Origin of the sequence: Arenimonas composti TR7-09 = DSM 18010, assembly GCF_000426365.1 — a bacterium.
Lineage (GTDB): Bacteria > Pseudomonadota > Gammaproteobacteria > Xanthomonadales > Xanthomonadaceae > Arenimonas > Arenimonas composti.
Genome location: NZ_AUFF01000002.1, coordinates 145,275 through 171,364, shown reverse-complemented (window position 1 = coordinate 171,364; position 26,090 = coordinate 145,275). Strand labels below are relative to the sequence as shown.

Annotated in this window: 22 protein-coding genes; 14 read left to right on the top strand and 8 right to left on the bottom strand. The window is 72.3% G+C overall.

Annotated features, from left to right (window positions below; genetic code table 11):
- Positions 1–31: 31 nt before the first annotated feature.
- From K311_RS17515 to K311_RS0105020, 7 genes are all read right to left on the bottom strand, one after another.
- A complete protein-coding gene (locus tag K311_RS17515) occupies positions 32–796 on the bottom strand; it encodes an RcnB family protein (RefSeq protein ID WP_051239517.1) in 765 nt (254 codons plus the stop codon).
- Positions 797–999: 203 nt separating this feature from the next.
- On the bottom strand, positions 1,000–1,713 hold the full coding sequence (locus K311_RS0105045) for a pseudouridine synthase (RefSeq protein ID WP_026816420.1): 714 nt from the start codon (positions 1,711–1,713) through the stop codon (positions 1,000–1,002).
- Positions 1,710–2,750: a class I SAM-dependent methyltransferase gene (locus K311_RS0105040; protein WP_026816419.1), complete on the bottom strand. Its 1,041-nt coding sequence runs from the start codon at positions 2,748–2,750 to the stop codon at positions 1,710–1,712. Before K311_RS0105040 ends, K311_RS0105045 begins: the two co-directional genes overlap by 4 nt.
- 30 nt (positions 2,751–2,780) lie before the next feature.
- Positions 2,781–3,908 carry a GGDEF domain-containing protein gene (locus K311_RS0105035; RefSeq protein WP_051239516.1) on the bottom strand — a complete coding sequence of 376 codons (1,128 nt, stop codon included), beginning with the start codon at positions 3,906–3,908 and terminating at the stop codon, positions 2,781–2,783.
- A 196-nt stretch (positions 3,909–4,104) separates the two neighbouring features.
- Positions 4,105–5,145: an MBL fold metallo-hydrolase gene (locus K311_RS0105030; protein ID WP_081683280.1), complete on the bottom strand. Its 1,041-nt coding sequence runs from the start codon at positions 5,143–5,145 to the stop codon at positions 4,105–4,107.
- Positions 5,146–5,220: 75 nt separating this feature from the next.
- Entirely contained in the window at positions 5,221–6,066 is an 846-nt protein-coding gene (locus K311_RS15405) for a YiiX/YebB-like N1pC/P60 family cysteine hydrolase (protein WP_051239515.1), read from the bottom strand.
- Between the two features lie 135 nt (positions 6,067–6,201).
- A complete protein-coding gene (locus K311_RS0105020; protein WP_026816416.1) occupies positions 6,202–7,029 on the bottom strand; it encodes a DUF3014 domain-containing protein in 828 nt (275 codons plus the stop codon).
- Positions 7,030–8,215: 1,186 nt separating this feature from the next.
- Here K311_RS0105020 and K311_RS0105015 point away from each other — a divergent pair.
- From K311_RS0105015 to K311_RS0104980, 8 genes are all read left to right on the top strand, one after another.
- A complete protein-coding gene (locus K311_RS0105015; protein ID WP_026816415.1) occupies positions 8,216–9,838 on the top strand; it encodes a TldD/PmbA family protein in 1,623 nt (540 codons plus the stop codon).
- Between the two features lie 16 nt (positions 9,839–9,854).
- Positions 9,855–11,189 (top strand): TldD/PmbA family protein, encoded by a 1,335-nt coding sequence (locus K311_RS0105010; RefSeq protein WP_026816414.1) that lies wholly within the window; start codon positions 9,855–9,857, stop codon positions 11,187–11,189.
- Positions 11,190–11,279: 90 nt separating this feature from the next.
- Positions 11,280–11,957, top strand: a complete 678-nt coding sequence (locus K311_RS0105005; RefSeq protein WP_026816413.1) for a DUF4159 domain-containing protein — start codon at positions 11,280–11,282, stop codon at positions 11,955–11,957.
- Positions 11,958–12,107: 150 nt separating this feature from the next.
- Positions 12,108–13,094 (top strand): AAA family ATPase, encoded by a 987-nt coding sequence (locus tag K311_RS0105000; protein WP_026816412.1) that lies wholly within the window; start codon positions 12,108–12,110, stop codon positions 13,092–13,094.
- Positions 13,095–13,101: 7 nt separating this feature from the next.
- Positions 13,102–14,001 (top strand): DUF58 domain-containing protein, encoded by a 900-nt coding sequence (locus K311_RS0104995; RefSeq protein ID WP_026816411.1) that lies wholly within the window; start codon positions 13,102–13,104, stop codon positions 13,999–14,001.
- The gene (locus K311_RS0104990) at positions 13,998–15,104 is read left to right on the top strand and encodes a BatA domain-containing protein (protein WP_026816410.1); all 1,107 of its coding nucleotides are present in this window, start codon (positions 13,998–14,000) and stop codon (positions 15,102–15,104) included. Before K311_RS0104995 ends, K311_RS0104990 begins: the two co-directional genes overlap by 4 nt.
- Positions 15,101–17,251: a DUF4175 family protein gene (locus K311_RS15400; protein ID WP_051239514.1), complete on the top strand. Its 2,151-nt coding sequence runs from the start codon at positions 15,101–15,103 to the stop codon at positions 17,249–17,251. Before K311_RS0104990 ends, K311_RS15400 begins: the two co-directional genes overlap by 4 nt.
- Positions 17,248–18,975 carry a hypothetical protein gene (locus K311_RS0104980; protein ID WP_051239513.1) on the top strand — a complete coding sequence of 576 codons (1,728 nt, stop codon included), beginning with the start codon at positions 17,248–17,250 and terminating at the stop codon, positions 18,973–18,975. The genes K311_RS15400 and K311_RS0104980 overlap by 4 nt, the downstream gene beginning before the upstream one ends.
- A gap of 133 nt (positions 18,976–19,108) precedes the next feature.
- Here K311_RS0104980 and K311_RS15395 read toward each other — a convergent pair whose 3' ends face one another.
- On the bottom strand, positions 19,109–20,725 hold the full coding sequence (locus K311_RS15395; RefSeq protein WP_043797772.1) for an HD domain-containing phosphohydrolase: 1,617 nt from the start codon (positions 20,723–20,725) through the stop codon (positions 19,109–19,111).
- A gap of 115 nt (positions 20,726–20,840) precedes the next feature.
- On the opposite strand from K311_RS15395, the gene K311_RS15390 reads away from it, so the two are divergent.
- The 6 genes from K311_RS15390 to K311_RS0104945 are packed head-to-tail and all read left to right on the top strand — an operon-like array spanning position 20,841 to position 26,088.
- Positions 20,841–22,106 carry a pepsin-like aspartic protease gene (locus tag K311_RS15390; RefSeq protein WP_043797774.1) on the top strand — a complete coding sequence of 422 codons (1,266 nt, stop codon included), beginning with the start codon at positions 20,841–20,843 and terminating at the stop codon, positions 22,104–22,106.
- Positions 22,107–22,109: 3 nt separating this feature from the next.
- Positions 22,110–22,634 carry a GNAT family N-acetyltransferase gene (locus K311_RS0104965; protein ID WP_026816408.1) on the top strand — a complete coding sequence of 175 codons (525 nt, stop codon included), beginning with the start codon at positions 22,110–22,112 and terminating at the stop codon, positions 22,632–22,634.
- Between the two features lie 43 nt (positions 22,635–22,677).
- Complete coding sequence (locus K311_RS0104960; RefSeq protein WP_026816407.1) at positions 22,678–23,475, top strand: SAM-dependent methyltransferase; 798 nt, start codon at positions 22,678–22,680, stop codon at positions 23,473–23,475.
- Between the two features lie 40 nt (positions 23,476–23,515).
- Complete coding sequence (locus K311_RS0104955; protein ID WP_026816406.1) at positions 23,516–23,794, top strand: hypothetical protein; 279 nt, start codon at positions 23,516–23,518, stop codon at positions 23,792–23,794.
- 9 nt (positions 23,795–23,803) lie between these two features.
- Positions 23,804–25,588 carry a tetratricopeptide repeat-containing diguanylate cyclase gene (locus K311_RS0104950; protein ID WP_026816405.1) on the top strand — a complete coding sequence of 595 codons (1,785 nt, stop codon included), beginning with the start codon at positions 23,804–23,806 and terminating at the stop codon, positions 25,586–25,588.
- The gene (locus K311_RS0104945; RefSeq protein ID WP_211223628.1) at positions 25,585–26,088 is read left to right on the top strand and encodes a GNAT family N-acetyltransferase; all 504 of its coding nucleotides are present in this window, start codon (positions 25,585–25,587) and stop codon (positions 26,086–26,088) included. The genes K311_RS0104950 and K311_RS0104945 overlap by 4 nt, the downstream gene beginning before the upstream one ends.
- The last annotated feature ends 2 nt before the right edge of the window (positions 26,089–26,090 follow it).

The window sequence follows — 26,090 nt, the reverse complement described above, 5'->3', positions numbered from 1 at the left end:
CCCCTCGGTACCACGCGGATTGTGACGGCGCTCAGTAGTAGAAGCCGTACAGGATGTCGCGGATCAGGCCGGTGGCCAGCGCGACCAGGACGATGTCGCGGTCGACGCGGACCCAGTGGTAGCCGTACGGCGGCGGCGGCAGGTCGTACATCCGGTAATCGACGTAGTAGTCGCGCGCGTAGTAGGTCGGCGGCAGGCGGTAACCGACCTGCCAGCGGTACGACGGACGCCAGTCGCGGGGATACACGTAGCGCACCGGGGCGCGGTAGCGGTACTGCGGATGCCAGTTGTGGCCGTTCCAGCGGCGATCGTCGCGGCGCGAATAGTCGCGGTGGTCGCGGCGATCGTGGCGCGGGTCGTGGCGCACGACCGGACGCGGGTCGTGACGCACCGGCGGCCGCGGGTCGTGGCGGACGGCCGGGCGGTTGTCGTGGCGAATCACCGGACGGTTGTCGCGGCGGTCGTCACGACGCACGACCGGACGGTCACCGCGGTTGTCGGGACGCACAACCGGGCGGTTGTCGCGACGGTCGTCGCGAACCACCGGACGGTTGTCGCGGCGATCGTCACGGGCGACCGGACGGTCGTCACGGCGTTCCTCGCGGTTGCCGCGACGGTCGCCACGATCGTCACGGCTGGAACGGGCATCGCCACTGCGCGCACCGCCGCGCACGTCGGCCGAATGCGAGCGGCCATCGCGCGCCGCTTCGCCACGCGCACTCTGCGCCATGGCCGGCATCGCCACGGCGCCGGCGAGCACGAGGCTCGTCAGGGAAGCAAGCAGGGTCTTTTTCATGTCGATCCTCGCAGCAGGCATGGACCCGATGTCCACGGGCTGCATATAGCCGCTCAGCGGATGAATTCGGATTGAATCGGAACGGCAACGGATGTTCAGTTTCGACAGCCTTCAGGAACGCATACGCGTGCACGCTGGCTGGGAAAGCGCGGAGAGTCGCGCGCAGCCTGCGTTTCCGACGGCTACTCACGTCGCTGCGGTCGCTACTCGCCAGCCGGTCCCGCGAAGATCCGTTCACGATCACTGGTCGGGAGGATCCGCCATTCACCCGCCGCCAACCCCCCCAGTTCCAGGCCCCCGACGCGTTCGCGGTGCAGGGTGACGACGTGATTGCCGGTGGCGGCGAACATCCGCCGCACCTGGTGGTAGCGCCCTTCGTGCAGCACCAGGCGTGCGTGACGCGGACCGAGCACCGTGAGTTCGGCCGGGCGCAGCGGCGTCGTTTCGCCCTCGAGCATCAGCGTGCCGGCGGCGAACAGCGCCGCCTCGTCACCACGCAGGTCCTGCGCGAGGGTCGCGACGTAGACCTTGTCGAGCCCCGACTTAGGCGAGGTGATGCGATGCAGCAGCTGGCCGTCGTCGGTCATCAGCAGCAGGCCGGAGGTGTCGCGGTCGAGCCTGCCGACCGGTGACAGCCGCGGTTCGCGCAGGCGGAAGCGCGGCGGCAGCAGGTCGTAGATCACCCGGCCGGGATCCTTCGTCGAGCAGGTGACGCCGGTCGGCTTGTGCAGCATCAGCAGCAGTCCCGGCGCAGGATCCAGCGGCTCGCCGTCGACGAGCACGCGGGCCGGATCGACGACGTCGTCGCCGTACAGCACTTCGCCGTCGAGGTCGGTGACGAGGCCGGCGCGGAACAGGGCGGTGACCTGCTTGCGGCTGCCGTAGCCGAGGTTCGCGACGAGTCTGAGCAGCTTCATGCCTTCACCGCCCCGATCACCTTGTAGCCGCCGGCATCGCGCAGCACGCGCACGTCGGCGAAGCCCGCCGCCAGCGCGCCTTCGTAAGGCAGATGGCGATTGGCCACCAGCAGCAGCCGCCCGCGTGGACGCAGCGCTGCCGCCGCCGCGGCGATGAAGGCGCGACCGAGGCCGGGGTCGTCCTCGCGGCCGGCGTGGAACGGCGGATTGGTGACGATGAAGTCGTAGCGCCCCGGCACCCCGGCGGCGACGTCGTGCCAGTGGAAGCCGAGCGGAACCCGCGCGCCGGCGAGGTTGCGTCGTGCCAGCGCCAGTGCACGCGCGTTCGCCTCGAACAGGTCGAGCCCGGTGACGCCCGGTGCGCGCGCCAGCACCGCATCGGCGAGCACCCCGATGCCGGCGCCGAGGTCGGCGCCCTGCCCCGTGAGGTCGGCCGGCAGCGCCTCGATCAGCAGGGCGCTGCCGGCATCGATGCGATCCCAGGCGAACACCCCGGGCCGACTGGTGAAGCGGCCCTCGCGCACCGGCCGCGGCGCGTCCAGCGCGGCCCACTCGGCGCGCAGTGCCGGCGCGAATCCGGCGGCGCCGGGCCGTGTCCACATCACCCGGCAATGGGCGCGGCTCTCGACCGTCAACGGTCCGGCCAGTGCCGCGAGGTCGGCCTGCAGCGAACGCGCGCCCTCCTGGTTGCCGGTGCAGGCGACGACCACCCCGTGCCCGCCGGCGAGTGCCAGCGCACGCGCCAGCGTGGCGCGCGATTCCAGCCGCTGCCGCGGCGCCCGCACGAGCACCAGGTCGACCGCGTCCGCCGGCGTCCCGTCGAGCTCGGCGACGACGCGGTGGCCGTCGCGCTCGAGCGCCGCGGCCCAGGGTCGGAACGGCTGCTCGAACAGCAGCGACTGCGCCCGCGCCGCGTTCGCGGCCTCGCCGGCGCGGGCGCCGAGCACGCGGCCGCGCCCGGGCGCCGGCCAGGCCAGCGCGCCGGTCTGCAGCGGCAGGAACAGTACTTCCGAGGCCGGATCGAGGCCGGGACGCATCGGGAACTCCGGGCGGAAACAGCGGCAATTCTAGCCGTCGCCGGCGGCCACCCGGTCGCGGCCGGCCGATTTCGCCGCGTACAGCGCCCGGTCGACCGCGCGGTAGAGGCCGTCGCCGTCGCGGTGGTGCTCCGGGACGAAACCGCAGACGCCGATGCTCACCGTCACCGCCACCGCGCGTCCCTCGCAGTCGAGCCGGGTCGCCGCGAGCGCGGCGCGGAAGGCTTCCGCATGCGCCTTCGCCTGCGCACCGTCGCAGGGCAGCAGCACGCCGAACTCCTCGCCGCCGAGCCGCGCGACCAGGCCGCCGTCGCCGGCGAAGGCGGCGCGCAGGCGCTGGGCGAGCGCGCGCAGGCAGGCGTCGCCGACCGCGTGGCCGTGTTCGTCGTTGATCCGCTTGAAGTGGTCGACGTCGAGGATCAGCAGCGCGAAGCCGGCATCGCCGGACATGCGCGTGGCCTCCGCGAGGCGGACGCCGAACTCGCGCCGGTTCGCCAGCGCGGTCAGGGGATCGGTGCGACTCAGGCGCTCGTAGCGATCGCGCTGTTCGTGCAGCGCCGCGTCGAGGTCGAGCCGGCGCCGGTACTCGCGCGCACTGCGCGGCAGCGCACCGCCGAGGTAGACCGCGTACAGCGTGCAGGCCACCGCCAGCGCACGGTAGGCCGGCTGCAGCCACAGCGCCGCGAGCATCGGCGCGAACAGCACGAATGCGCCGATCGCCGCCGTGCGCGGCATCGTCGTGTAGACGTTGGCGATCACCGTTGCGTAACCGATCGTCGCGATCACCGACACCATCACCGCGTCGGCCCCGAAACGCGGATCCAGCAGCAGCCAGGTCTGCGCCGTCGCCCACAGCAGCGGTGCCAGCGTCAATGCGGCCCCGTAGCGGAGCAGCCAGCGGTCGTGCCCCGGCCGGTCCTCGGCGGCCGGCGGCGGCAGGCGCAGACGCAGGATCGCCGCCACCAGGAAGACCACTGCGCCCGCCACCCCCCAGGCGGGCGCGAGCGCGAACACGTCACCGATCCAGGCCACCACCACCCAGCCGAACACGTACAGGAAACCGGCGATGCGCGAGCGCTGCCAGCTGTCGAGCACGACCTGCCGGCGCCGGCGGAAGGCGGCGTCGTCCTGCAGGGCGTCGGCGGGGGTCGGCGGCATGGCGGCTCCGGGCCGGCGTCGGCCCGCAGCGATTCGACACCGGAAATCCGGCGCGGACAACGCGGACGCGGCGCCGCGCCGACGGCCGGCCGCCGCGGACCCGATGGCCGGTCGCGACGGGGCGGTCGCGGCGGGCCGGTCGCGGCGGGCGGTCGCGACGGGCCGGCCGCGGCGGGCCGGTGCCGGGTTGGCCAGCTCAGCCGCGCGCGGCGGCCGGGGGCGGCGCGCAGCGGCCGGCATCGGCGCGGCGCAGGCTCTGCGGCACGTAATAGCCGAGCATGTCGCGCGCCAGGCGGCGCTGGCCTTCGTCCGGCAGCAGCGGCGCGGCATCGGCGATCCAGCCGTCGATGCACGCCGCTTCCGGCGCCGGCGACGCCGCGCAGGCGAGCAGCCGGTCGAAGGCGCGCCGGTAGACCTCGAGACCGGCGCGGGTCAGCGGCGGCCCATGCCCGGGCACCAGCACGGTGAATTCCTGCGCGGCGAGGCGCTCGAGCGCCGGCTGCCAGTTCGCCGGGCAGGCGGTGTCGAGGAAGGGCACCGGCAGCGTCACCAGGTCGCCGGCCGCGAGCACGCCGCGCTCGCGGTCGAGCAGCCAGAGGTCGCCGTCGCTGGCGCCGGCCGCAGCGCCGATCAGGAAACGCCGGCCGCCGAGCGCGAGCTCTTCGTCGGCACACACGACCCGGTCGGGGCGCAGCGCATCGCCGGCCTCGATCCGTGCCAGCTCGGCCTGCCAGTCCGCGGCTTGCGGCGCGTCCGGCTGCTGCGCCAGCGCCTCGCGCAGCTGTTCGGCATAGCGCGCGAGGAAGCCGGCGAGGGCGGCGTCGATCGCCGGCGACGCCAGCACCTGCAGGCGCGGGAACGCCTGCCGCAGCAGCGGATTGCCGCCGACGTGGTCGAGATGCCAGTGGCTGTTCACCAGCACCACGATCGCGGCCGGCGTCGCGTCGTCGTGTTCCGCCGCCAGCGCGATCAGCGCCTGCGCGTGTTGCGGATGCCGCCCGCTGTCGAAGGCCAGCCAGCCGGCCGGAGTCGCGAACAGCAGGCTGTTGCCGTCGGGTTGGCGCGGAGGCGCGTTCTGACCGCGCAGCAGGCGAACGCCGGCCGGGAGTTCGCCGGCGAACGCTTCGGGCACCGCCGGCGCCGCAGGATCGTCCGCCGCGACCGCCGTCCCCGCCAGCACGGCGACCAGCGCCGCCGCCACGACACCACGGATTCCCCGCCGGTTCCTGTCCGCCATCGCCACCCTCCCGCTGTGCCCGCCGGAAACTGCCGCCTGCACCGAACCTGCGGCAATGGGCCGGAAGCCACGCCTTCAGCCGCTGCGCGCGTCGTCCCAGTCGGTCTCACCGCCGCCGGTCGCGGTAGCCGCGTCGGCGCGTCCGGTGCCGGGCACACGCCACTCCAGCGTGCGGTGGTCGAAACCCATCTCGATCCGCGGCTTCACGATCTGGAAGAAGGGCGAGACGTCGAAGTCGCGCGGTGCGTAAAGACTGTGGTGGCGGATGTGCAGGATCTCGCGGCGTGCGCGTTCGCTGGCGCCGCGGCTCGCGGCGTCGCCGCGGCCGTCGGCGATCTCGACCTCCGGCAGGATCGGGTAGCGGATCGACTCGAAGGCCTGCGCGAGCAGGGTCGAGCAGATCGCCTTCGTCGGTTCGCCGCTGCCCAGCGCCAGCATGCGCCGCCGCATCGAACCCGGCAGCGGTGGCGTGCGGATGAAGTAGCGCGCGAGGTCGAAGATGTTCTTCAGGTCGTAGGTGATGCCTTTGCGGTCGAGCATGAAGCGGATCAGCGCCTCGATCTCGTCCGCGCGGAGGCCGACCGGCCGGCAGATGCGGGTATGCAGGCCGGCGAATTCGCCCAGCGGAATCGTGCGCACGCCCTGCACGACGTCGACGTCGACCAGCACCCGTGGTTCCTCGCCCGGCGGCGGCGGCCCGAGGGTGTCGCCGATGTACAGCGCCGCATGCGACCAGGTCGACTGGGTCAGGTACTTGATCGCCGACGAGAAGCGGCTGCTGCCCTCGACCAGCACGACATCGCCCTTGCGCAGCGTCGCCGCCAGCAGCCCCCACGGACTCGTCGGGATATGGCTGTTGCGCTCGCGCGGCTTCGCCAGAAAGGCGGCCAGGCGGCGGCCGAGGGCGTGCAGGGGGTTCATGGATCGAGACTAGCGAAAAGCAGAGAAACGAGGAACGAGGAACGAGGAACGAGGAACGAGGAACGAGGAACCAGAGAGGGCCCGCGCCTTTGGCGCGGACGCTTCGCGAGGGGGTAGGGATCGCGGCTGAAGCTCCTACAACGCGTTTCCCGGCTCCTGGAGTGGAGTGCCGGCGAGCAGGGCGCGCACTTCCCGAAGCTTGGCCTTGACCCGCGCCGCGTGGTCCGGACCGAGCCGCAACAGGGCCTTGTGGCCGACCGACGCGGCCTCGCGTTCGGGGTCGGCGTAGATCCAGCGCGGACGGTTGGGATCGCGGCGCAGTTCGATCGGGCCGCTGATCTCCGGCGCCGCGAGCAGGTGGTCGACCACCTCGACCAGGCGGTCGTTGAAGCGGCGATCGGACTCCCCGAGCTCGCGCCAGGCGCGTTCGAACAGCGGGTACCACTGCACGTACAGGCTCACGAGCTGGCGCGAATCGCTGCGCATGAAGGCCTCGACCGCGCCGTCGTATCGCGCCGCGTTGCCGGCATCGAGCCACTGTCGGCCGTCGGCGTCGGCGATGTGCAGCTCGCCGGTGGCCGGACGGGCTACATAGATCTGCCGCGTCAGCGACCGCTTCGGCAGGTTGTCGATGGTCGCGACCAGACGCGGGATCACGAACTCGCCGACGAGGTAGTCGCGCGACTGCGCGAACACACCGGCGAGGGCATCGAGGAAGCCGGCATCGCTGGCCTCGAGCGCCGGCAGTTCGATCGCCGGCAGGATCGGGTCGACCGGGATCTGCTCGACCGGATAGGTCGGCGCGGGCGGCTCCGGCATCGGCGTCGGCGTCGCCGCGACCGGCGGCGCTTCGGCCACCGGCGCCGGTGCGGGTGCCGTCCGCGGCCAGAAGAACCAGAGGGCGCCACCGGCGACGGCGGCGGCGAGCAGGGCGATCCAGGGTCCGGGATTGCGGCTGGCCATTGCAGTTCTCTCCTCGACGTCCTCGTCCAGCCTCGCCGTCCCCGGCTGAAGCCGGGCGGAACCAGCCGCACCCCGGAAAACTCCGGGGACGTCCCCCGGGCCCCGGAAAACTCCGGGTACGTCCCCCGGGCCCCGGAAAACTCCGGGTACGTCCCCCGGGCCTCCGCGAAGGACACGAGCTGTTTTCCTGCGCGTGGCTCGGAAAACACTCGTGCCCTTCGCGGAGGCCCGGCCCGGTTTCCCTCGTGGCTCCGGCGACGGGCCACGTCGGCGCGCTGACCACGCGGGCCGATGGACTGTCTGCGCGTTCGCGGAACAACCGCCAGCCGCGGCGATCGGACTGTGCGGCGGGCCCCGGGCCAGCCAGCGGTGACCGCGGAGCCGCCCTCGCGGCGCGCGTGCGTCCCGTCCTCCGGTACCGGGAACGCCACGCCGACTGCGATCTCGATCGTGTTCCGGGCCGAACGCGGACGCTGCGCCGGCTTGCACAACGCCCGGTTCCGCCCGTTGCCGATCCTCCGGAAACCTTTCGCGCGCCGCGCGCTGCGCGCGGCGACGGCGTCGGCCCGTTAACCCCGATTCCGGGAGTCGCGATGTTGCGGTGCGGCCGGAGGACTGCGCATCGGTGAAACCAGGTAAGGCGGCGGCGTCGTTGCGATCCGCGTTCGCTTCCGGACAAGACCGAGCTTGCAGTCGGCGTGGCGTTCCCGGTACCGGAGGACGGGACCCACGCGCGCCGCGACGAAAGCGCCGCGGTCACCGCTGGCTGGCCCGCTCCAGGCCGCAGGGGCCGATCGCCACGCAGGGCGGTTGTTTCGCGGACCCGCAGCGAATCACCGGCCAAAGCCACCTTGCGCGCCCGGACTGCAGCAGCCGGACCGCCAGCGAAAACCGGGCCGGGCCTCCGCGAAGGGCACGAGTGTTTTCCGAGCCACGCGCAGGAAAACAGCTCGTGTCCTTCGCCGAGGCCCGGGCGACGTAGCGCAAGCGCGGGCGACGGAGCGCAGGCGCGGGCGACGTACCGGAGGCCCGGGCGACGTACCGCAGACCGGCTGGCGAAACGGAAGACGGAACCACGGTAGGCCGGAAGTTGACTTGACGCCGTCGCACCGGGCTGGACAGAGTCGACGGGCTGGTGACTGCCGCGCGCTGCGCGGTCCGCACGACTTCCCCGCTGGAGCCAATGATGGACAGACGAGACTTCCTGACGATCTCGGGGGTGGGCCTCGCCGGCCTGCTGATGCCCTACAGCCGCACGATCGCCGCCGCGGAGCTCGTCTCCGGCATCGACATCGCGCTGAAGAAGGCGGTCGCCGACACCGCCCTGCAGGCCGCCCGCGACGCCGGCGCCACTTACTGCGACGTGCGCATCGGCCGTTACCTGCAGCAGTTCGTGGTGACCCGCGAGGACAAGGTCCAGAACGTCGTCAACACCGAATCTTCCGGTGTCGGCATCCGCGTGATCGCCGACGGCGCCTGGGGCTTCGCCGCGACCCGCGACCTCGGCAACGAGGCCGTCGCGACCGCGGCCCGGCAGGCCGTGGCGATCGCGAAGGCGAACGCCCGCCTGCAGACCACGCCGGTGCAGCTGGCGCCGGTCAAGGGCGCCGGTGAAGTCGCGTGGCGGACGCCGATCCGCCGCAATGCGATGGAGGTGCCGATCAGCGAGAAGGTCGAGCTGCTGCTGTCGGTGAACGCCGCGGCGATGGCCGCCGGCGCCGACTTCGTGAACTCGACGCTGTTCCTGGTCAACGAGCAGAAGTATTTCGCCTCCACGGACGGCAGCTACATCGACCAGGACGTGCACCGCATCTGGGCGCCGTTCACCGTCACCGCGATCGACAAGGAGTCCGGCAAGTTCCGCACCCGCGACGGCCTGTCGGCGCCGATGGGCATGGGCTGGGAATACCTGCAGGAACCGAAGCGCTTCGTGGCGCCGAACGGCGTCGTCAATTACGGCCTCGGCTACGACATGCTCGAGGACGCCACCGCCGCCGCCAAGCAGGCGCGCGAGAAGCTGTCGGCACCGTCGGTTCGCCCCGGCAAGTACGACCTCGTGCTCGACCCGAGCCATCTGTGGCTGACGATCCATGAGAGCGTCGGCCATCCGCTGGAGCTCGACCGCGTGCTCGGCTACGAGGCCAATTACGCCGGCACCAGCTTCGCGACCCTCGACAAGCGCGAGAGCCGCTTCCAGTACGGCAGCGGCAAGGTCACGCTGTTCGCCGACAAGGTGCAGGAAGGCAGTCTCGGCGCGGTCGCCTACGACGACGAGGGCGTCAAGACCAAGCGCTGGGACCTGGTGAAGGACGGCGTGCTCGTCGACTACCAGGCCATCCGCGACCAGGCGCACATCCTCGGCAAGACCGAATCCGACGGCTGCTGCTACGCCGATTCCTGGTCGAGCGTGCAGTTCCAGCGCATGGCCAATGTGTCGCTGGCGCCGGGCAAGACCCCGCTGAGCGTCGAACAGATGATTTCGGACGTCGAGGACGGCATCTACATCGTCGGCGACGGCTCCTTCTCGATCGACCAGCAGCGCTACAACGCCCAGTTCGGCGGCCAGCTGTTCTACGAGATCAAGAACGGCAAGCTCGGCCGGATGATCGAGGACGTCGCCTACCAGATGCGCACGCCGGAGTTCTGGAACGCCTGCAGCGCGATCTGCGACGAGTCGGATTACCGCCTCAACGGCTCGTTCTTCGACGGCAAGGGCCAGCCGGGCCAGGTCTCGGCGGTCTCGCACGGCGCGTCGACGGCCCGCTTCGACGGCATCAACGTCATCAACACCGCCCGCAACCTCGGCTGAGCCCGGAGACCCATCCATGAGCATCTTCACCGAAGAACAGGCGCGGGCCATCCTGCAGAAGGCGGTCTCGCTGTCCACCGCCGACGACTGCACCGCGACCCTCGCCGGCTCGATCAGCGGCAACATCCGCTTCGCGCTGAACGCCGTGTCGACCAGCGGCATCGTCAGCGACTGCGACCTGATCGTCTCGTGCGCGTTCGGCAACCGCGAGGGCACGGCGACGATCAACAGCTTCGACGACGCCTCGATCGAGCGCTGCGTGCGCCGCGCCGAGGAACTGGCGAAGCTGGCGCCGGAGAATCCGGAATACATGCCGGCGCTCGAGAAGCAGACCTACCGGCCGAGCGCGACCTTCGTGCAGGCCACCGCCGACATCACCCCGGAACTGCGCGCCCGCATCGCCGAGGCCTCGATCAACCCGAGCAAGGCCGGGAACCTGGTCGCCGCCGGCTTCCTGCAGGACAGCCAGAGCTTCTTCGCATTCGCCAACAACAAGGGCAACTTCGGTTACGCGAAGTCCACCGGCGCCGACTACACCTGCACCGTGCGCACCGCCGACGGCCGCGGCTCCGGCTGGGTGACCCGCAACGTCGCCGACATCACGAAGTTCGACGCCGACGAGTCGATCGCGGTGGCGATCCAGAAGGCGCGCGACTCGGTCGACGCGCGCGCGCTCGAGCCGGGCAAGTACACGGTGATCCTGGAGCCGGCCGCGGCCGCCGGCCTGATCAACTTCATGATGTTCTTCTTCGACGCGCGTTCCGCCGACGAGGGCCGCAGCTTCCTGTCGAAGAAGGGCGGCGGCACGAAGGTCGGCGAGCAGGTCTACGACCCGCGCGTGAACATCTGGGCCGATCCGTGGCATCCGGGTGCCGAGGTGATGCCCTGGGACGGCGAGGGTCTGCCGCGCGAGAAGCACCACATCGTCAGGAACGGCGTCGTCGAATACCTGCAGTACTCGCGCTACTGGGCGAAGGAGAAGGGCAAGCGCGCAGTCGGCCAGCCCGGCAACATCCTGATGGCCGGTGGCACGAAGACCACCGCCGAACTGGTGAAGTCGACCCAGAAGGGCATCCTGGTCAGCCGCACCTGGTACATCCGCATGGTCGACCCGCAGACCGTACTGCTTACCGGCCTGACCCGCGACGGCACCTTCTACATCGAGAACGGCGAGATCAAGTACCCGATCAAGAACTTCCGCTTCAACGAATCGCCGGTGATCATGCTCAACAACATCGAGGAGCTCGGCCTGCCGGTGCGCCTCGGCGACGACGAGTCGCCGTTCACGATGATGATCCCGCCGATGAAGCTGCGCGACTTCACCTTCACCTCCCTGTCGGACGCGGTCTGATCGATGGCGGGCGCCCGACCACCCGCGGTCGCCCGCCGCGATTTCCTCCGCCGCCTCGCCGCCGCCACCGTAGGAGCGGCTTCAGCCGCGATGCTCTTCCCGCGCAAAGGCATCGCGGCTGAAGCCGCTCCTACAGCAGGCAGCGCAGCGGAGGACTACGACTTCTGGTTCACCCGCCTGATGTACGACAGCGGCGACTGGGACGTCGACCAGCGCATGCCGGCCAACCTGATCGACGCGCTGCTGCAGTACACCCGCCTGCGCGTCGACCCGAAGGAACACGTGCTGGCGCTGGCCGATCCGCGCATGCTCGAGGCGCCGTTCTGCTACCTGGCCGGGCACAAGCTGGTCGAGTTCAACGACGACGAGCGGCGCAACTTCGAGCGCTACGTGCGCAACGGCGGCTTCGTCTTCGTCGACGACTGCAACCACGACATCGACGGCCTGTTCGCGCGATCGTTCGAGGAGCAGATGGCGGCGATCTTCGGCTCCCGGGCACTGCAGAAGCTGCCCGACCGCCACCCTGTCTATTCCAGCTTCTTCCGCTTCGACGGCCCGCCGGCCACCAGCTACGAACTCAACGGCTGGGGCGACGACCTCGTGCACGACTACCTCAAGGGCATCGAGATCGACGGCCGCCTCGGCGTGCTCTACAGCAACAAGGACTACGGCTGCGAGTGGGACTACGACTGGCGGAACAAGCGGTGGCTGGCGGAGGACAATACGAAGTTCGCGGTGAATATCGTCGTCTATGCTCTTACTGCGTGAAGGGCGGAGCTTGAAGGCAAGTAGGGGATAACAAATAGGAAATAGCGAGCCTTGCGGTGGGCCGGGACGTTTCGCACGCGACGCCAGCCGCCTTTGCCCGCTATTTCCTATTTCCTATCCACTACTTCCTATCCTTCCAGCCAGATGAACATGACCGCCCCCGACGTGCAGCAACAGCTCGCCAAAGTCGCGCCACTGCGCGCCGCCATCGCCCAGGCCATCGTCGGCCAGCACGAGGTCGTCGAGCAGTTGCTGATCGGCCTGTTCGCCGGTGGGCACTGCCTGCTCGAGGGCGTGCCCGGGCTGGGCAAGACGCTGCTGGTGCGCACGCTGGGGCAGGCGCTGGACCTGCAGAGCCGGCGCGTGCAGTTCACCCCGGACCTGATGCCCAGCGACATCCTCGGCACCGAGATCCTCGAGGAGGACCACGGCACCGGCCACCGCCACTTCAAGTTCCAGCCCGGGCCGGTGTTCACCAACCTGCTGCTCGCCGACGAGCTCAATCGCACGCCGCCGAAGACCCAGGCGGCGCTGCTGGAGGCGATGCAGGAACGCACCGTCAGCCAGGCCGGCGTGACCCGCGAATTGCCGAAACCCTTCTTCGTGCTGGCGACGCAGAACCCGCTCGAGCAGGCCGGCACCTATCCGCTGCCGGAAGCGCAGCTCGACCGCTTCCTGCTGCACGTGCGCGTCGACTACCCGAGCCTCGACGAGGAGCGCGCGATCATCGAGCAGACCACCGGCAGCCAGCACGCCGTGGTGCCGACGGTGATGCATGCCGACGAGGTGATCGCGCTGCAGGCGCGGGTCCGCGAAGTGCACCTCGGCGCCGACCTGCTCGACTGGATCGCCCGCCTCGTACGCGCGACCCGGCCGGGACCGGACGCGCCGAAGGAGATCGCCCAGTACGTGCGCTGGGGCGCCGGCCCGCGTGCCGGCCAGTCGCTGGTGCTGGCGGCGAAGGCGCGGGCGCTGCTGCACGGCCGTTTCGCCGCGACGCGCGAGGACATCGCCGCGCTGGCCGCGCCGGTGCTGCGCCATCGCCTGCTGCTTTCGTTCGCCGCCGAAGCCGAGCAGCGCTCCGCCGACGACGTGATCGCGGCCCTGCTGCGCACCTGTCCGCCGCCGGCGGGCTGAAGCCACGATGGCGGCGGAAACGCTGATCCCGGCCGAGGTGCGGGCGCGCCTGCGCACGCTGCGCCTGGCCGGCCGCCGCGCCGCCGGTGGCGACGGCTTCGGCCAGCACCGCAGCCGCAGCCGCGGCGCCGGCCTCGAATTCGCCCAGTACCGCGCCTACGAACCCGGCGACGAGCTGCGGCAGATCGACTGGAAGCTGTACGCGCGCTCCGACCGTTTCTTCGTGCGCGAGGCCGAGCGCGACAGCCCGCTGACCGCCTGGGTCGTACTCGACGCCAGCGCATCGATGGGCCAGCGCAGCAGCGCGCGCGACCCGCGCAGCCGCCTCGACGTCGGCCGCGCCCTCGCCGCCTGCGTGTTCGAACTGGCGCTGGCCCAGGGCGACCGCTGCGGCCTCGCGGTGGTCGGCGGCGAGGGGCTGCAGCTGCTGCTGCCCGCCGACGCCGGTGCGCGCGCGCGTGACCGCGCCACCCATGCGCTGCTTGCGCTGCGCGCCGGCGGCGGCTGGCCGCCGGAGACGGCACTGCGCCCGCTGTGGGAACGCATCGGCGCCGGCCAGCTGGTGATCGTGTTGTCCGACGACTTCGACGAAGGCGCGGTCGCGCTGATGGAGCGCCTGTCCGCGGCCCGACGCGAAGTGCTGAACATCCAGTTGCTCACCGCCGACGAGCGCGACTTCCCGTTCCGCGGTGGCCATCGCTTCCGCGATCCCGAAAGCGGCGCCGAACGGATCAGCGACGGTGCCGCCGCACGCGACGATTTCCTCGCCCGCTTCGCCGTCGCCCGCGGCGAACTCGCGGCGCGGCTGGCGGCGTCCGGCGTGCGCCATGTCGAACACTGGCTCGACGCCCCGCTCGACGCGCCGCTGCGCCGGCTGTTCGCACCGATGGCCGGGGAGCGCGGATGAGCCTGCTGCTGCCGCTCGGCCAGCTCGCGCTCGCCGCCTGGGCGCTGCCGCTGCTGCTGCACCTGGCGCGGCGGCAACAGCAGCAGCCGGTCGACTTCGCGGCGCTGCGCTGGCTCGGCGCGAAGCTGCGGCCGCGGCAGCGCCTGCGCTTCGAGGAGATCCCGCTGCTGCTGGCCCGGCTCGCCCTGCTCGCGGCGCTGGCGCTGCTGCTGGCGATGCCGGTGCGCGAGCGCGCTGCGCCGGCGTCGGCGGTGACCGCGGTGCATCCGGCGCTCGCCGGAGCGCTGCCGGCGGGCCTCGTCCGCGACGATGCGGCCGCCGTCTGGCTGGCGCCCGACTTTCCCTCGCTGGCCGCGCCGGCGCCCGAGGTCGCTTCGGCACTGCCGCCCTTCAGCCTGCTGCGCGAACTCGATGCGGCGCTGCCGGCCGGCACGCCGCTGGTGGTGCACGTGCCGGCGCGGCTCGCCGGTGGCGACGGCGAGCGGCCGCGGCTGGCGCGTGCGGTCGACTGGCGGGTCGCCCCGAATCCCGCCGGTGATTCGGAAGCGCCGACCACCGCGCCCGCCGCACCGCTGCCCGCGGAGATCGAGCTGGTCGGCGAACCGGCGCAGCGCCGCTGGTTGCGCGCGGCGCTGCGCGTGCTCGCCGGCGAGCGGCCGCCGCGGATCGTCGAAACCGATACGGCCGATGCCGCGCTCGCCGAACGCATTGCTGCCGGCAGCACCGCGCTGCTGGCGAGCGATGTCGCCTGGCCCTTGCGGATCGAAGGCGCGAACGCCTGGCGCGCCGACGACGGCCGCGTGTTGCTGCGCGCCGCCGGCCACGGCGCCGGTCGCGTGCTGCAGTGGCAGCGGCCGTTGCGTCCGGACACGCTGCCGGAACTGCTTCAGGCCGATTTCCCGCAGCGGCTGCGCACTGCCCTGCAGGCTTCGGCGCCAGCGCCGACCATGGCCGACGCCGCCCGCGTGGCGCCACGGACCGGCGGCCCGCCGCCATCGCCACCGCCGGTGCCGCTCGACGGCGGGCTGATCGCGCTGGTGCTGGCGCTGTTCGCGCTCGAACGCTGGCTCGCGAGCGGGCGGCGACAGCGGGAGGCCGCGTGAGCGCCGTCGATACCGGCGCGCCGGCGGCCTTGCGCGCCGCGATCCGCGCGGCCCGCCGCCGCGCGCTCGTGGCGACGCTGGCGGGCTGGCTGCCGGTACTCGTCGCGGCGGTACTGGTGGCCGCGGCGTTCGCCGGTCGCGCGGCGGCGATCGCGGCGGCGGCCGTCGTGATCGCCCTCGCCGCCTTCGCGCTGCGTGCGCGGATCGCACGGCTGACGGCAAGGCACTTCGCGCGTCGCCTCGACACCGATCCGGCCTTCGAAGACAGCGCCGACCTGCTGTTCGCCGCCGGTGCTGCGCTCGGGCCGTTGCAGCGCCTGCAACGCGAGCGCCTCGAAGCCCTGCTCGCGGCTTCGCCGGCGCGCGACCTGCGTCCGGCCTGGCCGGTGCGTGGCATCGCCCTCGCATGGTTCGCCGCCGCGCTCGCGCTGGCCGCGCTGTACTGGCCGTCCGCCGCGCAGACGCCGGCGGAAACCGTCGCCGCCACCCCAGGCAGCGACGCGCCGACGGTGACGCTGCTGGTCGCCGCCGAACTGACGGTGGCGCCGCCGCCGTATACCGGGATGCCGACGACGGCCAGCGACGGCCTGTCGACCACCACGCCGGCCGGTAGCACGCTGCGCTGGCGGCTGCACCTGTCGCCGCAGCCGGAGGCGGTCGCGCTGGCCCTGCATGACGGCAGCACGCTGCCGCTGCAGTTCGACGGTGAAGCCTGGACCGGCGAACTCCCGCTGGAACGACCGACCCTCTACCGCATCGCGGTCGACGGCGCGCTGCCCTACGAGGACACCACCCTGCACCGCCTGCAACCGATCCCGGACCGCCCGCCGCGGGTGCGCGTGCTGGCCCCCGACCGCAACCTGAGCCTGCGCGCCGAAGGGCAGCGCGGCTGGACGCTGGAGTTCGCCGCCGAGGACGACCACGGCCTCGGCGACGCCCGCCTGCGCCTGACGATGACCAAGGGCAGCGGCGAACAGGTCGCGGTCAGCGAACGTACGCTGCCGATCCGTGGCGAGGGCGACGGTCGCCAGCGCCGCTACGCGACGACGCTCGACCTCGCCACGCTCGGCATGGCCGAGGGCGACGACCTGATCGTCCGCCTCGAGGTCGCGGACCGCCGCCACGACGCCGCCGGCCGGCCGGCGCCGCAGCGCAGCCGCAGCGCCAGCGTGATCCTGCGCTGGCCGCCGCCGGCCGGCGACGAATCGGTCGGCATGGAAGGCCTGGTGCGACGGGCGCTGCCGGCCTACTTCCGCAGCCAGCGGCAGATCATCATCGACACCGAAGCCCTGCTCGCGGAACGGCCACGGCTGCCGGCGGAGCGCTTCAGCCAGCGCGCCGACGCGATCGGCGTCGACCAGCGCATCCTGCGCATGCGCTACGGCGAATTCCTCGGCGAGGAGAACGACGGCGGCCGCGACGTCGGCGGCGCGGACGCGCATGCCGACGACGATGGCCACGGTGCCGACGGCGGCGACGGTTTCGGCGCCGCCGGCGACGTGGTGGCCGCCTACGGCCACACCCACGACGACGCCGAGGCCGCGACCCTGCTCGACCCGGAGACACGGGCGATCCTGAAGCAGGCGCTGGATGCGATGTGGCAGTCGGAGCGCGAACTGCGCAGCGGCGATCCGCGCGACGCGCTGCCGCACCAGTACCGCGCGCTCGACTTCATCAAGCGCGTGCAGCAGGCCTCGCGCATCTATCTGGCGCGCGTGGGGCTGGAATTGCCGCCGATCGATCCGGCGCGGCGCATGACCGGCGACCGCGCCGGCATCGGCAGCCGCCGCGACGGCCTGCGTGCCGCGGACGTCGCGCCGTCGCCGGCGCTCGACCTCTGGCAGGCGGCGGCGACGCTGCCGGTGCCGGTGGCGGTCCTCGACGACTTCGCGGTCTGGATCGACGTGCATCCGGATGCGGTCGCCGAACCGGTCGACCTGCTCGCGGCGCTGGCGATGCTGCGTGCCGAGCCCGACTGCACGCGCTGCGCCGAAGACCTGCGCATGCGCCTGTGGCCGCTGCTGCCGAGGGCGGTGCCGGCGCCGACGGCGCGGCCGGCGGCGGATGCGGCCGGTGGCGCCTGGCTCGATGCGCTCGCGCGCGGCGCCGCGGCCGCCGACGACACCGCGACGGAGGACGGCGAATGAGGGAGCTGGTGCTCACGCCGTCGCTGCTCGCCGGGCTGCTCGCGGCGATCGCCTCGCTGGCGGCGCTGCGGGCCGGGTGGTCGGCACGGCGGCGCGGTGACGGTCTGCCGCGGCGCCTGCTGCTCGTGCTGGCGCCGTTCGCGCTGGCGGCACTGCTGTGGCCGGTGCTGATGCCGCCGCCGAACGCCGTGGCGCCGCTGCGCCTGGTGGTCGCGACCGCCGGCGCGCCGGCGTCGCTGGCGGCCGGCGACGGCGAACGGCTCGTGGCGCTGCCGGAGGCGGCCGCGGCCTTTCCCGCCGCGCTGCACGTGCCCGACCTCGGCAGCGCCCTGCGTCGCCACCCGGAGGCGCGCGCGCTGCGCATCGTCGGCAGCGGCCTGCCGGCCCGCGACCGCGATGCCGCCGCGGGCCTGCCGCTGCACTTCGAACCGGCGGCGCTGCCGGCCGGGCTGGTCGAACTGCGGATGCCGGCGCGGATCGCGGCGGGCCGGCGCTGGACGGTCCGCGGGCGCGTCGAGGGGGGCGCCGGCGGGACGCTCGAACTGCGCGATCCCGCCGGTGCGGTGGTGGCGAGCCGAACGCTCGATGCCACCGGCGAATTCGCGCTGACCGCGACGGCCGGCTTCCCGGGGCACTCCGACTGGACGCTGCGCCGGCGCGATGCCGGCGGTGAGGTCGTCGAGACGGCGAACCTGCCGCTGCAGGTCGAGGCCGGCGCCCCGCTGCGCCTGCTCGTGCTCGCCGGCGGCATCGACCCCGAGAGCAAGTACCTGCGCCGCTGGGCGCTCGACGCCGGGCTCGCGCTCGGGCGCCAGGCCAGCCTCGGCGGCGGTGTGGAAGTCGGCGATTTCGCCGGCAGCCCGACCGCGGCCCAGCTCGCCGAGATCGACCTGCTGATCCTCGACGACCGCCGCTGGTCGGCGCTCGGCCCGGGCGGGCGCGAGACGCTGCGGGCGGCGGTACGCGACGGCCTCGGCGTGCTGCTGCGGCTCACCGCGGAGCCGACGGAGAGCGAGCGCGCGGGCCTGCGCGACTGGGGTTTCGAGCTCATGCCGGCGGCCCTCCCACGCGAGGTCGATCTGCCCGGAGCCGGCGCCGCTGCGGTGAAGCCGACGCGGCGGCCACTGCGCCTGGCCGCTGCCGATGGCGCCTTGTTGCAGGCCGACGCCGCGGGCGAACCCCTCGCCCTATGGCGGGCCGAGGGGCGCGGGCGCGTCGCGCTGTGGAATCTCGGCGCGAGTTTCCGTCTGCAGCTCGCCGGTCACGGCGACATGCACGGCGAGCTGTGGGCGCACGCGGTCACGACGCTGGCGCGGGCGCGTGGCGGGGCGTTGCCGGCGGTGCCCGTCTTCGCGCGCGTCGGCGAGCGTGCCGTGTTCTGCGATTTGCCCGCGGAGGCGCGGATCATCGCCCCCGACGGCGGCGAGACCGCGCTGCTGGCCGATGCGACGGCCGCGGGCTGCGCGGGATTCTGGCCGGTGGCCGCCGGCTGGCATGCGCTGCAGACGGATGACGCGACGGCGTCCTTCCACGTGCTCGGCGAGGATGAGCTGCCCGGCCTCGCGGCCAGCGAACGCCGCGAAGCGACCCTGGCACTGGCCGCGAATGCCCCCGCCACGGCGCCTGCGGTCGCGACGACGACACCGGGCCCGCGCTGGCCCTGGCTGCTGGCCTGGCTGCTGCTGGCCGCCCTGGCCTGGTGGCTCGAACGCCCCAAGCCTTGACAACTGGGTTAACAACTGGGGTCAGATTCCTGCGTTAAGACCGCTGAAACCCCTGGTGCGCGCGAGCAATCATCTGCGGTCTTAACGCAGGAATCTGACCCCAGTTGTTAACCCCAGTTGTTGACCCCGGGTGTCAAGGGGCGTCGCCGCGCATGAGTTCAGCGGCGAGCTCGGGCGAGACGCCGGGGATCTTCGTCCAGTCGATCGCGTCGATCTGCGATTCCGGCAGGAAGCGCCGCGCGTATTCGAGCCAGACCTTCTCGCGGATGAAGATGTCGAACAGGTCCGGATCGACGTGGTGGTCGAGCTTCATCCGGCCGAGGATCGTCAGCGATTCGCTGAGGGTCTTGCCGGGCTTGTAGGGCCGGTCGCTGGCCGTCAGCGCCTCGAAGATGTCGGCGATGCCCATCACCCGCGCCTGCACGCTCATCTGCTCGCGGGTCAGGCCGCGCGGATAGCCCTTGCCGTCCATGCGCTCGTGGTGGCCGCCGGCGTATTCGGGCACGTTGCGCAGGTGCGCCGGCCACGGCAGCTGCTCGAGCAGGCGGATCGTCATCGTGATGTGGTGGTTGATGATCTGCCGCTCCTGCTCGTTGAGCGTGCCGCGGCGGATGCACAGGTTCTCGAGCTCGTCGGCGTCGAGGAAGTCGCGCTCGGCGCCGTCCGGGCCGCGCCAGCGGTAGCCGGCGATTCGCTTCATCGCCGCGATCTTCTCGTCGCTCATGAACTCGCCGCCGGTGTTGGCCGCGCGCACCGCCTCGCGGTCGGCGCGAAGCTGGGCGCAACGCGCCGCGTAGGCGTCGGCGTCGAGCTCGCCCTTCAGGTGGGCGATCTCGGCGTCGCGCAGCAGCACCTCGAAACGGGTGTCGACCAGGGCGATGCGGTCGAACAGCGTCTGCAGCTTGGTCGCCTTGTCGACCACGTGCACCGGCGTGGTGATCTTGCCGCAGTCGTGCAGCAGGCCGGCGATCTTCAGCTCGTAGCGGTCGGCGTCGGTCATCGTGAAGTCGGCGAGCGGGCCGTCGCCGGTGCGCGCGACCGCATCGGCGAGCAGGGTCGTCAGCGCCGGCACGCGTTCGCAGTGGCCACCCGTGTAGGGCGACTTCTCGTCGATCGCGGTGTTGATCAGGTTGATCAGCGCCTCGAACAGTTGCTCGAGCTGGACGATCAGCTGGCGGTTGTTGATCGCGATCGCCGCCTGCGAGGCCAGCGACTCCACCAGGTGCTGCACGTGCTCGTCGAAGGCCTGGACGGTGCCGGACTCGTCGCGGGCGTTGATCAGCTGCAGCACGCCGATCACCCGGCCGTCGTGGTCCTTCATCGGCACGGTCAGGAACGACTGCGAGCGGTAGCCGGTCTTGGCGTCGAAGGCACGGGTGCCGCTGAAGTCGTAACCCTCGGCGGTGTAGGCGTCGGCGATGTTGACGGTCTCGCCGGTCAGCGCCGCGTGCACCACCACCATCGAATGGTTGCCGGCGCCGTCGTCGCCGTACATGCGGATCGGCGCGAAGGTGATCGGGCTGCCGCTGCGGCCGCCCATGCGCGCGCCGAGGGTGTCGTTGCGCAGCACCTCGAAGACCAGGGTGTCGCCTTCGACCCGATAGAGCGTACCGCCGTCGGCGCGGGTGAACTCGCGCGCGGCCTCGAGGATGCGCTCGAGCAGGGTCGGCAGGTCGCGTTCGGTCGACAGCGCGACGCCGATCGCGTTGAGGGTGTAAAGGCGCTCGAGGATGTCGGATTCGCGGGTCACGGGCGGCGGCGACGGATCGGGGACGGCGTCACACTGCCGCCAATCCCGGCGCCACGCAATTACCCTTCGTCACCGCCGCGCGGGTATCGTGCGCGCCGGGGAGAGGGGAGATCCGATGACGCAGGCAGCACAGCCGCAGGTCGAGCTGGCGACCACGCTCGCGTACGCGCAGGGCGGCTACAGCGTCGAGCTCCGGCTCGGCAGCGAGGCGCGGTCGGCGAACGTGCTGCTGGACACCGGCAGCAGCTCGCTGGCGGTGCTGCCGCGCTGCTACGCGCCGGAGCGCGACCGGGCGCTGGCGCCGACCGCGCTGGCGCAGGAGATCAGCTACGGCGGCGGCGCCTGGGCCGGGCCGGTGCTGCGCTCCTGGCTGGGCTTCGGCAGCGGTCGGCACGCGCGCACGATCGACGACGCCGCGTTCGCGCTGGTCGAATCGGCCGATCCGCCGTTCCGGCACGCCGACGGCATCCTCGGCCTCGCCTACCGCGACCTCGACCCGGCCTACGACATGACGACGCTGCTGCAGGCGCACGGCGTCGATCCGCCGCTGACCTGGCCGTGGCCTTTCGACTCGGGACACGCGCTCGACCTGGCGAACTTCCGCGACTTCCTGCACCGGCAGCCACGCACGAGCCTGGTGCCGGCGCTCAGCGCGCTCGAGGAACACGACGTCGTCCGCGACCGCTTCGGCTTCCTCGCCGGGCGCGCCGTGGTCCACGTCGCCGGCGACGGCGTGTCGCTGCACGCGCAGGCGGCCGACCCGCTGAACCGCGGCGCCCTCGTCGCCGGCGGCGGCGCCGAACAGCAGCACCTGTACCGCGGCGGCTTCGCCGACGTGCGCATCCTCCACGACCTCTACTACAACGCGAACCTGCGCGCGGTGCAGGTCGGCAGCGAGGCGCCGATCCCGGTGCCGCCGCTCGACCCCGCCGACCTCGCCAGCCGCTACAGCAACGCCCTGCTCGACACCGGCAGCAGCTTCCTCGTGCTGGAGGCCTCGGTGTACGACGCGGTGCTCGCGGCGCTGGGGCGCCACGATCCGCGCTTCCCGTCACTGGTCGCCGAGGCGCAGCAGGCGCTGGCGCACGACGGCGGCGTCGCCAACGAACGCATCGACCCGCATGCCTGGCCCGACCTGCGCCTGCGCCTGGAAGCGCCCGGCGGTGGCGACACGGTGCTGCGCGTGCACGGCGCCGCGTACTGGCCGCGCAACGCGCTCGCGCACGGCCAGTCGATGTGCCTGCTGATGCGCCAGCTGGCGCATTTCCCGAAGCAGTCGATCCTGGGGCTGCCGCTGTTCGCCGGCCGTTACGCGGTGTTCGACCGCCGCGCCGCCGATGGCCTCGGCGTCGTGCGTTTCGCCGCCGCACGCGCCGACTGAGCCGTGGCCGCCTTCCTCGAGGGCCCGCGCCTGCGCCTGCGCCTGCTCGATGCCGGCGACGGCGGCCTGTATGCACGCCTGTACGGCGACCCGGCGACGATGCGCTTCGTCAGCGCTGCCGGCGACGCCGCCAGCCTGGAGCGCAGCTTCGCCGCCGCCTGCCGGCTCAACCGGGAGATGCCGCCACGGCGGCGCTTCTGGGTGATCCAGCCGCGGCGTTGTCCGGCGATCGGCCTGATCGGCCTGCACTGGGATGCCCGTGCCGATGCCGCGGGCCGGATCGGCGCCGAACTCGGGGTGATGCTGCCGCCGGATGCGCAGAACCGTGGCTGGGCCGCCGAGGCCATCACGACCCTGCTGCCGCATGCCTTCGACGACCTCGGCCTGGACCGGCTGCACACCGCGCACGCCGCCGACCACGCCCTCGCCGCCGGGCTGATGCGCAAGACCGGCTTCACCCGCGTCGACGACGGCGACGACGGCCGCTGGCGCTGGCATTACCCGCGCGGGAATCACGACCGCGGCTGAGCGCGCAGCGGTTATGCTCGCCGGCTCCGGGATGGGGACACGCATGCAGTCGAAGGGAAGCCTGGCGATCGTCGGCGTCGGCATGACGCTCGGCGCCCACATCACGCCGCGGGCGCGCAGCCGCATCGAGAACGCCGACGTCGTGTTCGTCGCGGTCAGCGACCCGGTGGTCGAGCTGTGGGTGCAGGAGATGCACCCGGACGTGCGCAGCCTGCAGCCGCTGTACGGCCGCGAATCCGGCGAGAAGTCGCGCCAGGACACCTACCGCGAGATGGTCGGCGTGATGCTCGCCGAAGTGCGCGCCGGCCAACGCGTCTGCGGCGCCTTCTACGGCCATCCCGGGGTGTTCGCGCTGGCCCCGCACCGCGCGGTCGAGCAGGCGCGCGCGGAGGGCTACGAGGCGGTGATGGAACCGGGCGTCTCCGCCGAGGACTGCCTGTACGCCGACCTCGGCATCGATCCCGGGCGGACCGGCTGCCAGCACTTCGAGGCCAGCCAGATGATGTTCTACCGGCGCCGGGTGGACCCGGGCGCCTGGCTGGTGGTCTGGCAGCCGGCGATCGCCGGCGACCGCGGCTTCCGCCGCTTCGCCACCGGCCCCGCCTACCTGCAGGTACTCGTCGACGTGCTCGCCGCCGACTACCCGCTGGACCATCCGTGCACGATCTACGAGGCGGCGACGCTGCCGATCCAGCGCCCACGGATCGAACAGGTGGCGTTGCGCGACCTGCCGCAGGCCGCGCTGAGCCTCGCGTCGACGCTGGTGCTTCCGCCGGCGCGGCCACTGCAGCAGAATCCGGACATCCTCGCCCGCCTCGCCGCGCTCGACGCGGCCGGGTGAGTCCGCTCCACCACGCTGGACCAACGAAGGGGAAAACCTGATGTCGAATGTGATCGCATTCCTGGAAGCGATGGGCCGCGACGCCGTGCTGCCGGCGCAGGGCGAGGAGTTCACCGCCGCCGCGAAGGCCGCCGGGCTCGACGACGACGTGCGGATGGCGCTGCTGTCCGGCGATGCCGCGACGATCGCGGCCGGCCTCGGCGGCCGCCCGAAGATGATCTGCGCGCTGTTCCCGGCCGACGACGAACCGCAGAAGGACGGGGAAGACCAGCCGACCGACGAGCCCGGCGAAGAGAAGGAAGCGGAAATCCGTCACTGACGGACCACGGTGAAGGTCACCGGAATCGCGCTCGCCCTCGCGATCGCCGCCGCCTCGGCGGCGGCGGTCGTACCGCCGTCTTCCGCTGAACCGCTGCAGGCGCTGCTCGATCGCGCCGAGGCGCTGCGCAGCTCCGACCCGCGCGAATTCAGTGCGACCCTGCGCCAGGTCGAAGCCCTCACCGCCAGCGCCACCGCCGACCAGCTCGAGCAGCTGCAGTACCTGCGCGCCTACGAGCTCGCCTACTCCGGCCGCTTCGACGACGCGATCGTGCAGGCGCGGACCCTGTTCGAGGCCAGCGACGATCCCGGCATCCGCCTCCGCGCCGGCGCGCTCGCGGTCAATTCGCTGGCGGCGACCCGCGATTTCGCCGAGGGCCTGCGCCAGCTCGATCGCACGCTGGAACTGGTCGAACGCGTCCCCGACCCGGAACTGCGCAGCCATGCCTGGTTCGCGGCTTCCGCGCTGTACACCCAGATCGGCCAGTTCGCGCTCGCCAGCCATTACGCCGACCGCGTGCTGGTGGCGAGCCGCGACCCGCGGTCGCACTGCTTCGCCGGCCAGCAGAAACTCGAGGCCGAATACCAGAACTTCCTCGCCTCCGAGCCGGACGTCGTGATCCGGCCACCGTCGCCGGCCGAGATCGAGGAAACGATCGCCGCCTGCGACGCGCTCGGCGAGACCATCGTCACCAGCTTCTCGCGCAGCCTGCTCGCGCGCGTGCACGAGCAGCAGGGCGGCCGTGCCGAGGCGATGGCGATCCTCGAGGACAACCTGGCGGCGATCGAGGGCACCCGCTATCCGCGCCTGATCGGCGAGGTGCATTCCCTGCTCGCCCGCCTGTATTTCGAGAACGGCGACGACGCCAGGGCGACGCAGCACGCCCGCGAGGCGCTCGCGCGCAGCTCGGAGATGGCGTTCTCGCTGCCGCTGGTGCAGGCGCACGAAACGCTGTACCGGGTCGCGGAACGACGCGGCGATTTCGCCGCTGCGTTCGACCACTACCGCCGCTACGCGCAGGCGGACAAGGCCTATCTCGACGCAGTGAAGGCGCGCGAACTCGCCTTCCAGGCGGTGCGCCAGGAGACCGAGGAGAAGAACCGGACGATCCAGCGCCTCGACGACCAGAACCGGCTGCTGCAGCTCGAGCAGAAGGTCGCGCAGCAGGCGGCGCGCAACACCCAGCTGCTGGTCGCGCTACTGCTGGTGCTGCTGACGGTCATCGTCTACTGGGCGTGGAAGACCAAGCGCACGCAGATGGTGTTCCGGCGCATGGCCGAGCTCGACGCGCTGACGCGCTCGAGCAACCGCCACCACTTCACCCGCAGCGCCGAACTGACGCTCGACCGCTGCCAGCGCGACGGCGAGGCGGTGGCGATGGTGATGTTCGACCTGGACGAGTTCAAGTCGATCAACGACCGCTTCGGGCACGGGGTCGGCGACTGGGTGCTGCGCCAGGTCGCGGACGCCTGTCGCGGCTGCATCCGCCGCGCCGACCTGCTCGGGCGCATCGGCGGCGAGGAGTTCGCGGTGCTGCTGCCGGGCGCCACCGCGGCGGAGGGCATCGTGCTCGCCGAGAAATGCCGCGAGGCCCTGCACCGGATCGACACGCAGTCGACCGGCCGCGACTTCCGCATCTCCGGCAGTTTCGGGGTGGCCGACACCCTGCGCGCCGGCTTCGACTTCAACAAGCTGCTGGCCAGCGCCGATGCGGCGATGTACGCGGCCAAGCGCGGCGGCCGTGACCGCGTCGCCGTGTTCACTCCGGACCTCGACGGAATGTCCCCGCCTTGAAGGAAATCCTGCGCACGCCGCGCCTGCGCCTGCGCGAACTGGTCGCCGACGATGCGCCGTTCGTGCTCGAGCTGCTGACCGATCCGGATTTCCTGCGCCACATCGGCGACCGCGGCGTGCGCGACCTCGACAGCGCGCGCGCCTATGTCGGCGACGGACCGCAGGCCAGCTATGCCCGTCACGGCCACGGACTGTGGCTCTGCGAGCTGCTGGAAACCGGCGAGCCCGCCGGGATCTGCGGGCTGATCCGCCGCGACACGCTCGAGGCGCCGGACCTCGGCTATGCCTGGCTGCCGCGTTTCCGCGGGCGCGGGTTCGCGCTCGAGGCGGCCGCGGCGACGCTGGCGCATGCGCGCTCGGCGCTGGCGATGGACCGGCTGCTGGCGATCGTCAGCCCCGGAAACGACGCTTCCTGCAGGCTGCTCGAAAAGCTCGGCATGGTGTCGCTGGGCGAACGCGAGATCGGCGAACAGCGCCTGAGCGTCTACGCGACGCCCTGAAA